This is a genomic window from Parabacteroides sp. HGS0025, assembly GCF_000969845.1.
GTDB classification, from domain to species: domain Bacteria; phylum Bacteroidota; class Bacteroidia; order Bacteroidales; family Tannerellaceae; genus Parabacteroides; species Parabacteroides gordonii.
Genome location: NZ_KQ033903.1, coordinates 19,031 through 29,310 on the forward strand (window position 1 = coordinate 19,031; position 10,280 = coordinate 29,310).

General features: G+C 42.1%; 13 protein-coding genes and 1 rRNA gene. 3 read left to right on the plus strand and 11 right to left on the minus strand.

Going from position 1 to position 10,280, the window contains the following annotated elements:
• Positions 1 to 40: 40 nt before the first annotated feature.
• Entirely contained in the window at positions 41 to 979 is a 939-nt protein-coding gene (locus HMPREF1212_RS27030) for a hypothetical protein (RefSeq protein ID WP_157317050.1), read from the minus strand.
• 144 nt (positions 980 to 1,123) lie between these two features.
• Here HMPREF1212_RS27030 and HMPREF1212_RS17390 point away from each other — a divergent pair, with 144 nt between their 5' ends.
• Together HMPREF1212_RS17390 and HMPREF1212_RS17395 are read left to right on the plus strand one after the other, a co-directional pair.
• Positions 1,124 to 1,321: a hypothetical protein gene (locus HMPREF1212_RS17390; RefSeq protein ID WP_028730600.1), complete on the plus strand. Its 198-nt coding sequence runs from the start codon at positions 1,124 to 1,126 to the stop codon at positions 1,319 to 1,321.
• Entirely contained in the window at positions 1,290 to 1,874 is a 585-nt protein-coding gene (locus tag HMPREF1212_RS17395; protein ID WP_046150480.1) for a GNAT family N-acetyltransferase, read from the plus strand. Before HMPREF1212_RS17390 ends, HMPREF1212_RS17395 begins: the two co-directional genes overlap by 32 nt.
• A gap of 153 nt (positions 1,875 to 2,027) precedes the next feature.
• On the opposite strand, the gene HMPREF1212_RS17400 is transcribed toward HMPREF1212_RS17395, so the two are convergent.
• From HMPREF1212_RS17400 to HMPREF1212_RS27035, 3 genes are all read right to left on the minus strand, one after another.
• Complete coding sequence (locus HMPREF1212_RS17400) at positions 2,028 to 2,216, minus strand: hypothetical protein (protein WP_046150481.1); 189 nt, start codon at positions 2,214 to 2,216, stop codon at positions 2,028 to 2,030.
• A 28-nt stretch (positions 2,217 to 2,244) separates the two neighbouring features.
• Positions 2,245 to 2,925, minus strand: coding sequence for a hypothetical protein (locus HMPREF1212_RS17405; protein ID WP_157317052.1), 681 nt, complete (start codon positions 2,923 to 2,925; stop codon positions 2,245 to 2,247).
• Positions 2,926 to 3,307: 382 nt separating this feature from the next.
• Positions 3,308 to 3,475 (minus strand): hypothetical protein, encoded by a 168-nt coding sequence (locus tag HMPREF1212_RS27035; RefSeq protein WP_157317054.1) that lies wholly within the window; start codon positions 3,473 to 3,475, stop codon positions 3,308 to 3,310.
• 119 nt (positions 3,476 to 3,594) lie between these two features.
• On the opposite strand from HMPREF1212_RS27035, the gene HMPREF1212_RS17410 reads away from it, so the two are divergent.
• Positions 3,595 to 4,431, plus strand: coding sequence for a DUF6261 family protein (locus HMPREF1212_RS17410; protein WP_046150483.1), 837 nt, complete (start codon positions 3,595 to 3,597; stop codon positions 4,429 to 4,431).
• Positions 4,432 to 4,527: 96 nt separating this feature from the next.
• Here the strand turns inward: HMPREF1212_RS17410 and der are convergent, their stop codons facing one another.
• From der to rrf, 7 genes are all read right to left on the minus strand, one after another.
• Positions 4,528 to 5,841 (minus strand): ribosome biogenesis GTPase Der, encoded by a 1,314-nt coding sequence (gene der / locus HMPREF1212_RS17415; RefSeq protein ID WP_046150484.1) that lies wholly within the window; start codon positions 5,839 to 5,841, stop codon positions 4,528 to 4,530.
• A gap of 24 nt (positions 5,842 to 5,865) precedes the next feature.
• On the minus strand, positions 5,866 to 6,756 hold the full coding sequence (gene era / locus HMPREF1212_RS17420; protein WP_028730603.1) for a GTPase Era: 891 nt from the start codon (positions 6,754 to 6,756) through the stop codon (positions 5,866 to 5,868).
• Positions 6,740 to 7,744, minus strand: a complete 1,005-nt coding sequence (locus HMPREF1212_RS17425; RefSeq protein WP_028730604.1) for a beta-ketoacyl-ACP synthase III — start codon at positions 7,742 to 7,744, stop codon at positions 6,740 to 6,742. Before HMPREF1212_RS17425 ends, era begins: the two co-directional genes overlap by 17 nt.
• Before the next feature lie 107 nt (positions 7,745 to 7,851).
• A complete protein-coding gene (rpmF, locus tag HMPREF1212_RS26760; protein ID WP_081693462.1) occupies positions 7,852 to 8,037 on the minus strand; it encodes a 50S ribosomal protein L32 in 186 nt (61 codons plus the stop codon).
• Between the two features lie 12 nt (positions 8,038 to 8,049).
• Positions 8,050 to 8,634 carry a YceD family protein gene (locus HMPREF1212_RS17430; protein ID WP_046150485.1) on the minus strand — a complete coding sequence of 195 codons (585 nt, stop codon included), beginning with the start codon at positions 8,632 to 8,634 and terminating at the stop codon, positions 8,050 to 8,052.
• 88 nt (positions 8,635 to 8,722) lie between these two features.
• Positions 8,723 to 9,880, minus strand: a complete 1,158-nt coding sequence (locus HMPREF1212_RS17435) for a sensor histidine kinase (RefSeq protein WP_028730606.1) — start codon at positions 9,878 to 9,880, stop codon at positions 8,723 to 8,725.
• A gap of 186 nt (positions 9,881 to 10,066) precedes the next feature.
• A 5S ribosomal RNA gene (gene rrf / locus HMPREF1212_RS17440) occupies positions 10,067 to 10,177 on the minus strand.
• Between the last annotated feature and the right edge of the window lie 103 nt (positions 10,178 to 10,280).

The following is a 10,280-nucleotide window of genomic DNA, read 5'->3' on the forward strand; positions in this document are numbered from 1 at the left end:
TATCAGCGTTTTTTATGCTTGCCAGTCTGCATTATCCGGTTTAATCTCCCCCACCCCGTTTCATTCTCTTTGCCATTTTCACTCCTATATCGAAAAGGCTTTTAGGCTGTTCATCTTTCTTCATTTTATCCACATAGTCGCTCATCTTGTTCTGGAAGTCGATAATCTCGTCCCAGTTATCTACCATTTTATCCATGATATCACGATCTTCCTTATTCATATCAGTTTTCGATAAAAATTTCAACAAATACTTTTTGGCTTTATCGGGATCGGCATACATCTTCTTATATAAGGCCTGCCACAACTTCGCATCCTTCTGGGCTTCCGGGAATTTTTGAAAATCTTTCCAGTAAGATTCTTCCTCATACACCTGGGCTTTATAGCGGCTCAGGTTTTCCTGGTCGAGAAAAGTGATGTAGACCACCATTTTGTCAATAAATTTCACCACCGACAGTCCTTGCGCCGAGATCAGGATCGTTTTCTCCTTCAGTTCTTCTTCCGTCCAGTTAGTAGGGCGGTAGTATACCTCTGTGCGGTCTTCATTCTTATACATATAATAAAGTGCAGGATGCATGCCAAGCAGATTGACCTGGTTGCAATCGAGGTAACGCTCTTTGTATCGTTGCAGGAAATGGCTGGAAATCCTTTGAATGTAGAAATCGGGCAGAATAGTCATAAAAAGGAAATCGACATGCTCGCCACGGTGGAGAGGGAGATAGACAAAGTAATTGACAAAAAGATTCCCGTCCGTTTTCGGACAATAGCCACCATTTACAAAGCAGACGCTCCATGTGTTTCGCGCCTTGGTACGGATCGTTTTCGTTTCCATCAGCGAATGGATCGCTCTGTGCTGCCCCGAATGGAGTTTGAGGTTATGGGCAAACTGTTCGAGCGCGATCTTGACTCTCATCCGTATCTCCAGAAAGTCCTGATAGGCGGCCGCCCGCAATTCTTCGTCGGTCATGGAAGGTGTTATCATGGTGGTATAAGTTTAATATTAATGGGGTAAATGTACGAATATAAATTAACGAATCACTTCTGAAATATTTTAAAATGAATCCGACAAGATAACCATTTAATTATCTATCTTTGTGGCAAATCCATTCATAAAAAAAATAAGAAGATGATACGAACCATACCAAATCCAGAAACTAGTCGCGAAGATGTCATTCGTTTTCGTGAAATGATGCGTAAATGTGTCAAAGGAGAATTTACGGTTATTGAAAAAGCGCAAATCCAAGACCGCAAGCAAGAAATGAAACGTGTTGAAAAAATTATTCGACGTAACAATGGAGGAAAGAACCCTATTCTCGGATATTGATTTTTCCATAAACCTTTTATCTTACCATGACGATTTATCCCCGTTTTTTTGTGGCTGTGAAGAACTGGACTTCTTCTTTCATAAAGAAGTAAATTTGTGCGTTAAGTATAAATACGTTTCCACTTATTCTGTAAAAAACAAGGAAAATGATATACTGGCTCTATTTACATTAGCCCATGACTCCGTCGTTTTTCAATCGTTGGAAGATAAAAATGATTTCGTTGAAGAATCATGCTGTATAATCGATAAAGAATATATTGAAACATTTGTTAGGCAGTCTGCTTTTCCGGCTATTAATATCGGACATCTGGCTGTCAGGCACGATGTACAAAGCAGGGGCATAGGTACTTTTGTTCTTAATTTTGTGATCGGTACATTTATGGAATACAAAATGTCAGGCTGTCAGTTTATCACTGTCGATTCGTTGAACAATCCAGAAACAAACAGATTTTACTGCAAAAACGGATTCGTTAATCAGACTAACAGCGATTGTTTTAATCCTACAAGAAGAATGTATCTTCCTTTACGGATTTATCAAGAAGATTCTTTATAAACAGTTGATCTAAGCTTCCTGGAAGGTGAACGAGTTTAGTAAGGAGGTGAATTCATTCTAAGAATATAAGAAGGCAGTATCAGAGTATTCGGATACTGCCTTCTTATATTTCATCGCTATATATTAAATAGGTCATGTTTAGGACACTCTCCATTACGGTTTCTTAGGCATTTCATACCATACACCTGTAATAACAGCTAAAGCTATTAAAATAAATGCTGATTTAACATCACTTCTAGGAATATAACCTACAAAAACAAGAGTATGTATAGCAATTGCTATAATAATCTGTTTCCTGGTTTTCCTTTCCTCATTCCTACGAAACTTTTCTTCATCAGTCATAATTGATGATTTTAAGATTAATAATTAACTAATCAATGTTCCAATATGCTTCGGGTTCTCCTCCCAATACATCATCAATAAAATCATCGTCACATCCTTCTACATCCTGTGCATACGTGCCTCTATATTTTTCATAGGCAGGCTCATTTTCATAACATCCGTAAGTTCTACTAAAATTTCTTTGTGGACTAAACTCTTGTCCCTTATATAATTCAGGTATAGATACAGGATATAGCGGATAGTCCTTTTTTTTAATCGAACCATCCCAAATAGAAAAAGAAGAAACTTTAAGGTCATTATCAAGGATAATACTTTCTGCACTCTGATCCTTCATTTCTATTCCCTTTCTTGAAACTATATCAAAATTTCCTGTTGCCATATCATAGGCTTGAATCCATTTATCTTTAACTGAATCACAATAACATAGATCATTAAACTCTACTGGACTATATCGCAGAGGGAAACCCAGCGGATAGTATTTCGAAAAAGATGAAATAGTTATATTTCTATAGCAAATCATTTGTTTAGGAATTAAATAGATAGCGTCAAAAATAGTTCCGGTCTGAACCCTACAATAAAACCCCGTGTGGATTGCATCAATCTCGGGGTGGTTTCCAAAGTCACTTATATGGCCACCGGTATTTAACGCATCACAAATAAGAGACTTATCTTCGCTATATAAAGCCTCAATAATTTCGTCGAAAGTCATAGTAATACTAGTTTTATCCTCCCTGTCCCCGCCGTTCGGTGTTAACAAAAAAAGAAGCGTGGGAACCATCGTCTATCATTGTACTGAGGCTCTCGACTGCCCACTACGCAATAATAGAACAATGATCCCACGCTCTATGCGAGTATATAGTCCACCCGACACCGGATAGATATATATAACAAACATAAGCGTAGGAACCATTTGTCTATTATCTTGCGTAGTTGAAATTGTCGAGATTTCAGTACAAGATAATATCTAAACGCTTCTACGTTATTTTTTTCAATACGTCGCAAAGATCGTGTTTTTAGATTATTATGCAAAATATCCCAATACTTTTTCTTTTTACATTCATCTTTTAGCTAAAAAAATACCGGTTAAACATTTAAAGTTGATCTTTTAAGCCTAAGAGATCAATTTTAAATAGTGAAATGCCACCTTTTAAACCTAAAAAGTAAGCTTTAAACAGTGAAAAGTCATTTCTTAGGTCTAAGAAACCTACTTTTAATAGTGAAAACACATCTTTTAGACCTAAAAGGTCTACTTTCAGCATTTGAACGGCATTTCTTAGGCCTAAAAGACTTTTTGCATAAAATAAAAGGGAGAATCCTACTCTTATTGATAATTAATGCTTACATTGCCATTCATTAAACAACCTATAAAATCAAAATCATGGGAACATTCACAAAAATCAAGACTCTTCCGCTTTCCATTTTCAACAACGCCGAATACCTGGCCTTCCTCAATTCCGTGTTAAACCTCGTGCCGACACCCTCAGAAGGTGGCGGGGAGGATGACCGCCCGGTCATTGAATCGCTCGACGCAGATATCCGGACGAACGGTTCGCCCGAGATCGGATTGTCGGCCCAATTCGTACAAACGCTGGAAGATGATGTCATGCAGCTGGCCGACGTGGTGAACGAAAGCCGCATCGCACAGGAAACGGAAGAAGCAGCCGTTCACGAAAAGAATCGCGACAACTTGGTCATCTACATCACTACCCGCATATCGCGTGCCGGAACCTTGCCGCTCGAGGCTGAACGCGACGCCGGAAAGTTCCTTTACAAGGTGGTCAAACCTTATATCGGTATCGCCCGTCTGCCGGTAGCGCAGGAATCGGCGGCTATCCAGGGGATGCTGATCGATTTGAGGAAAGAGGAGAATGCCACTTACATCACGACCCTCGGGCTGGATGCTTACCTGGCTGAACTCGAAAAAGAAAATAATGCATACATTGCGCTCACATCCACCCGTACGCAGAGCCGTGCCGCCAATAAAAAGGACAGTGGCGAAACGATACGCAAACGTCTCGACGAACAGTACGACGACCTGGTGATGCTGGCACAATCCTTCAGCGTAGCCCAACCGACGGCCGCTGCGACCACGTTCATCAACAATCTGAACCAACTGATAACGGAAACCACAACGGCTTACAACCAACGCAGTAAAGCGCCCCGAAAGAAAAACAGCGGTGGCGGCGGCGAAGATGATCGGCCGGTGATAGAATAAAGCAAAGTGACTTCCGCGACCGTTGGTTGCAGAATTACGTTCTACATCTGTAGAAATAAAAAAAGAGATGCCGTAGTAGCATCTCTTTTTTTTATCTTATTTCTCCCGAACAAATATATTAATCGGTGTCCCTGTGAAATCCCAGTTATCACGGATCTTGTTTTCGAGGAAGCGTTTGTAAGGTTCCTTGATCCATTGAGGCAGGTTGGCGAAGAATACGAACGAAGGAACTGCGCCTGCAGGAAGCTGGGTGATGTATTTGATCTTGATGTACTTTCCTTTCCATGCGGGGGGCGGATAGTTCTCGATGATCGGCAACATGATCTCGTTCAGTTTGGCTGTCGGGATACGTTTCTTGCGGTTGTCGTATACCTCTTTAGCCGTTTCGAGCACCTTCAGGATACGTTGCTTGGTCAATGCCGAAATGAACAGGATAGGGAAGTCGGTAAACGGTGCCAGACGTTCGCGGATCGCATTCGTATAGCTGTCGATCACCTTCTGGCTCTTATCCTCTACCAAATCCCATTTGTTTACACATACGACCAATCCTTTTTTATTCTTCTGAACCAAAGAGAAAATGTTCAGATCCTGGCTTTCGATACCACGCGTGGCATCCACCATCAGCACGCAAACATCCGAGTTTTCAATGGCACGGATCGAACGGATCACCGAATAGTATTCCAGGTCTTCATTAACCTTTCCTTTCTTACGGATACCGGCTGTATCTACCAGATAGAAATTTAAACCGAATTTATTGTATTTGGTATAGATCGAATCGCGGGTCGTTCCGGCAATATCGGTCACGATATGACGGTCTTCACCGATAAACGCATTGATCAAAGACGATTTACCTGCATTCGGACGGCCGATAACGGCAATACGGGGCAACTCTTCTTCCAATTCTTCATTTGCTTCTTCCGGCAGGATCTCAATGATCTTATCCAGCAAATCACCGGTGTTTGATCCGTTGATAGCCGATACACAGAAAGGATCGCCTAGCCCGAATGAATAGAACTCGGCCGAAGAAGCGTGCAGTTCAAAGTTATCCGCTTTGTTGGCTACCACGATGACCGGCTTTTTATTGCGGCGCAGTATTTTTGCGACTTCAACATCCAGATCCGTAATACCATTCAGTACGTCTACCACAAACAAAATCACATCCGCTTCATCCAAAGCGACCTGTACCTGTTTGTTTATCTCTTCTTCAAAAACATCATCCGAATTAATTACCCATCCGCCGGTGTCAATCAGCGAAAACTCTTTACCAATCCAGTCCACTTTGCCGTACTGACGGTCGCGGGTTGTCCCTGCTTCCTCGTTCACGATGGCCTGACGCGATTGGGTCAGACGATTGAACAGGGTGGACTTTCCTACGTTGGGCCTACCAACTATTGCTACAATATTTCCCATAAATCTCTTTTCTGTATGCTGTTATTAATCCAGCTGATAACCAAAACTCTTCAGGATGTTATCCCTGTTGCGCCAGTCTTTTTCAACCTTGACGAACATTTCCAGGAATACTTTCTTTCCGAAGAATTTTTCGATATCCTTGCGGGCCATGGCGCCTACTTTTTTCAGTGCCTGTCCCTGATGTCCGATAATGATCCCTTTCTGGGAATCACGCTCTACCATGATCAGGGCCTTGATGTGTATCAGCTCTTCCTCTTCCTTAAACAGCTCGACCACGACTTCCACGGCATACGGTATTTCTTTCTGGTAATACAGCAGGATCTTCTCACGAATGATCTCTGTAACAAAGAAACGGGCCGGCTTGTCGGTAAGCGCGTCTTTCTCAAAATAAGGAGGGGACTCAGGCATCAACGCCTCTACCCTTTGCTTTACATAATCAATATTAAAGTTTGAAAGCGCTGAGATCGGTATGATCTCTGCTTTCGGAAGAACTTCTTTCCAGTGGGCCACGATCTTTTCGAGTTCGGCCTGGTTGCTGGTATCGATCTTATTGATCAGCAGCAAGACCGGATAGTCTACCGACTGTACCCGCTTCAGGAAGTCTTCATTCTTATCGATTGTCTCAACGACATCGGTCACATAGAGTAACACGTCGGCATCACCTAACGCCGACTCGGAAAAGTTCAGCATAGACTCCTGCAACTTGTAATTCGGATGCAGGACTCCCGGCGTGTCTGAATACACGATCTGCATATCGTCGGTATTCACAATCCCCATGATACGATGACGGGTAGTCTGTGCCTTTGCCGTAATGATGGAGATACGTTCCCCCACCAGACGGTTCATCAGCGTAGACTTCCCTACATTAGGATTACCGACAATATTAACAAAACCGGACTTATGCTTGTTTTCCATCATAACCCCATTTAAGATAAATTGCACCCCAGGTAAAACCTGCACCGAATGCAGCCAGGATCAGGTTATCCCCTTTCTTCAGCTTGTCTTCCCACTCCCAGAGGCAGATAGGAATTGTTCCGGCACTTGTGTTACCATATTTCTGGATGTTGATCATTACTTTGTTCATATCCACCCCCAGACGCTTGGCTGTTGCATCGATGATGCGCAGATTGGCCTGGTGAGGTACGATCCATGCAATATCGTCGTGGGTCAGATTATTTCGTTCGGCTATTTCGGCAGCCACATCGGCCATATACGAAACGGCATACTTGAATACATATTTACCATCCTGCAAAACGAAATGTTCACGATTATCTACGGTCTCGTGACTTGAAGGATAAGCCGAACCACCCGACTTCATGATCAGATGCGAATAGCCTACGCCGTCAGTACGCAGAATTGTATCTATAACGCCGACTTCTTCCGTTGTTGGTTCCAGTAAAACAGCACCGCAGGCATCACCAAACAAAGGGCAGGTCGAACGATCCTGGTAATCGGTAATCGAGGTCATCTTATCACCTGCAACAACGATCACTTTCTTGTAACGTCCCGAACGAATATAATTCGCCCCTGTCTCCAGTCCATACAAAAAGCCGGCGCAAGCTCCCTGCAAATCGAAAGTCATTGCATTCTTACAGCCGGTATGGTAAGCGATGATTGAAGACATCGTTGGAAAGTGATGGTCTGCCGTTGTAGTAGCCGACAGGATCACTTCGATCTCTTCGGGATTGACCTGTGTTTTTTCGAGCAACTGCTTCACAGCACGTATACCCATATAAGAGGTACCTACCCCTTCACCTTTCAAAATTCGGCGTTCTTTGATGCCAACACGTGTCATGATCCATTCATCCGTTGTATCGACCAATTTGGAAATGTCCTCGTTTGTCAACACATCTTCGGGAACGTATCCACCTACACCTGTTATAACCGCATTTAATTTATCCATAATTAAAAAAAATAATAGAGACTATATCCCAATTAAAAAATTAGCCCTAAAAAAACTTTTAGGGCTATTTCTTCCGTTTATCAAAATCAATATGATTAGTGACAAACTTACACAGCTGCTTCTTTTACGATAGCTAACTTACCTCTGTAGTAACCGCATTCGCCACATACAGTGTGATAAATATGCCATGCGCCGCAGTTCGGGCAAATAGCCATTGTTGGAGTGACAGCCTTGTCATGAGTTCTTCTCTTGGCTGTTCTTGTCTTACCTTGTCTTCTTTTAGGATGTGCCATGTTTTAATTTATTTAATTGTTATCATTCTCTATTAAACCTTTCAGGGCATCCCAGCGAGGATCAGAATTACCGCTTACGTCATCATCCATGGATACGTCATCCACTTCCTCTTCTTCGTAATCATCATCTCCATCATCTGTACTTCTGGATGTGTGCTTTTTCAGCTTCGACGACATAGCCTTATTGCATTTACCCGGAGCATGTACATGCTTCATCGGAACTGCCAACGCAATAAACTCATAAAGGAACCATGCCAGATTAATAGCACCTTCCTCTTCTGGTATTACTACTACCTCGTCGCTTTCTTCGGCATATTCCTTACCGAATTTCACAACCAAGCGATTATGGGTATCAATCGGAATCTCCATATCGTCCAGACACCTGTCGCACGGAACGATTGCTACACCTTCAATCTGAAAGTTCATTTCAAACATCATTGACGACCGTTTAACGGTTAAATGGACCTTCACTTTGCCCTTCTGGACTTCGTCTCCGTCAATGTCCACAAAAAACTTGTTCTCCAGTAAATACTCGAATTCGTGTACTCCCGGAGAGAGATTTTTCAAATCTACGTTATATAATTTAAATTTCCCCAAAGCCTTTTAGTGTAAAAACCTTGCAAAGGTACGAAAAAACTAAACACAAATGCAATACCTTTACAGTTATTTTTTATTATTGAATTATTTAGCCTCTATATTTACGAAGCTCTATGCGAAATGTCGTGCCTTTTCCGACTTCTGAGCTCTTTACGAATATCTTACCGCCATGATAGGACTCTATTATGCGCTTAACCAGCGACAAACCCAGTCCCCATCCGCGTTTCTTGGTTGTATATCCCGGATTAAATACTGTTTTGTATTTTGATTTGGGAATGCCTTTTCCGGAATCCGTAATATCGATCCGCACGGTCTTTTCCCGTTCTTCTACCTGGAAAGTGATCTCGCCCTGTCCTTCCATTGCATCAACTGCATTTTTGGTCAGATTCTCAATGACCCAGGCAAACAGGGAATCGTTCATCAAGACCAAGACCGGGTTCTCCGGAAGATGGGTATATATCTTCACTTTGGATGATATACGCGTTTCCATATAATTTAAGGCCATTTGAATCGAATTACTGATATTCACCGGTACCGGATCGGGATTTGATCCAATCTTAGAGAAACGCTCTGCAATCATCTCTAAACGCTTCACGTCTTTCTCCATCTCACTCAACAGGGATGGATCGATTTCTTTGGTGCGAAGATATTCCACCCAAGCGATCAAAGAAGATATAGGGGTACCCAGTTGATGGGCGGTTTCCTTCGACAACCCGACCCATACTTTATTCTGCTCCGCTTTCTTCGTGCTTGCCAAGGCCAGGAAGGCTATCAGGATAAAAATAAACACGACTCCCAACTGTGCATAAGGATAAATAAGCAGCCTTTTCAAGATGATTGAATCGTCGTAATAAAGATACTGGAAAGTTCCATCCTGCATATCGATCAGGATCGGCGGATTCTTACTTTTCAATTCCCTGACTTTTGCTTTCAGAAACTGGTCGATATCCTTTTCCGGCAGTTCAATATTCTTCTGATCCATTACACTATCCTTTTCATTACACCATAAAACAGGGATAGTGGTATTACTTTGGATGATCTTCAGAATAAGTGCCATATTGGAGCCATTCGTTTCAGAGGCTATCATACGCTGCGCTTCCGCCCAGATTTCAACCTTCTGACGTTCTTCCTGTGCAAGACTTTTTACGATCTGGTCAGAAACAAACACCGAAACTATTGCAATCAATGTGGCTATTAATATAAAAAGATATTTCAACCGTTGCCGGGAATCATATATACTGCTCATAATTATAGAATCATTCTCAATGTATATTAAAACGGGAAAGATGATGTATTATTATAAGGAAGGTGTTAAAGGAGAAGAATAAAGATTCAGGGACAGAAATACTGATGACAACCCAATCTATATAAACAGAAAAAGGAACCAACCTTACGATTGATTCCTTTTCCTTGTTTTGAGTCTCTGACTCTAAAACGGCGGCTATCTACTCTCCCACTTTTACGCAGTACCATCGACGTGGTTGGGCTTAACTTCTCTGTTCGGAATGGGAAGAGGTGGATCCCCAACGCTATAACCACCTTAATACCTTTAAGATGTTTGACCTAGGACAACGCTACTTTATCAGTAACCTTCGCTTTATGACCTGTATTGCTACTTGCCATCTGCTGATATATCAATCCTTCCT

Bases quoted from the DNA above. Each gene is read 5' to 3' on its own strand.
- HMPREF1212_RS27030 (WP_157317050.1), bottom strand. From the start codon at position 979: ATGATAACACCTTCCATGACCGACGAAGAATTGCGGGCGGCCGCCTAT.
- rpmF (WP_081693462.1), bottom strand. From the start codon at position 8,037: ATGGCACATCCTAAAAGAAGACAAGGTAAGACAAGAACAGCCAAGAGA.
- HMPREF1212_RS17410 (WP_046150483.1), top strand. From the start codon at position 3,595: ATGGGAACATTCACAAAAATCAAGACTCTTCCGCTTTCCATTTTCAAC.
- HMPREF1212_RS17395 (WP_046150480.1), top strand. From the start codon at position 1,290: ATGGAGGAAAGAACCCTATTCTCGGATATTGATTTTTCCATAAACCTT.
- HMPREF1212_RS27035 (WP_157317054.1), bottom strand. From the start codon at position 3,475: ATGCTGAAAGTAGACCTTTTAGGTCTAAAAGATGTGTTTTCACTATTA.
- era (WP_028730603.1), bottom strand. From the start codon at position 6,756: ATGGAAAACAAGCATAAGTCCGGTTTTGTTAATATTGTCGGTAATCCT.
- HMPREF1212_RS17425 (WP_028730604.1), bottom strand. From the start codon at position 7,744: ATGGATAAATTAAATGCGGTTATAACAGGTGTAGGTGGATACGTTCCC.
- HMPREF1212_RS17435 (WP_028730606.1), bottom strand. From the start codon at position 9,880: ATGAGCAGTATATATGATTCCCGGCAACGGTTGAAATATCTTTTTATA.
- HMPREF1212_RS17405 (WP_157317052.1), bottom strand. From the start codon at position 2,925: ATGACTTTCGACGAAATTATTGAGGCTTTATATAGCGAAGATAAGTCT.
- HMPREF1212_RS17390 (WP_028730600.1), top strand. From the start codon at position 1,124: ATGATACGAACCATACCAAATCCAGAAACTAGTCGCGAAGATGTCATT.
- HMPREF1212_RS17400 (WP_046150481.1), bottom strand. From the start codon at position 2,216: ATGACTGATGAAGAAAAGTTTCGTAGGAATGAGGAAAGGAAAACCAGG.
- der (WP_046150484.1), bottom strand. From the start codon at position 5,841: ATGGGAAATATTGTAGCAATAGTTGGTAGGCCCAACGTAGGAAAGTCC.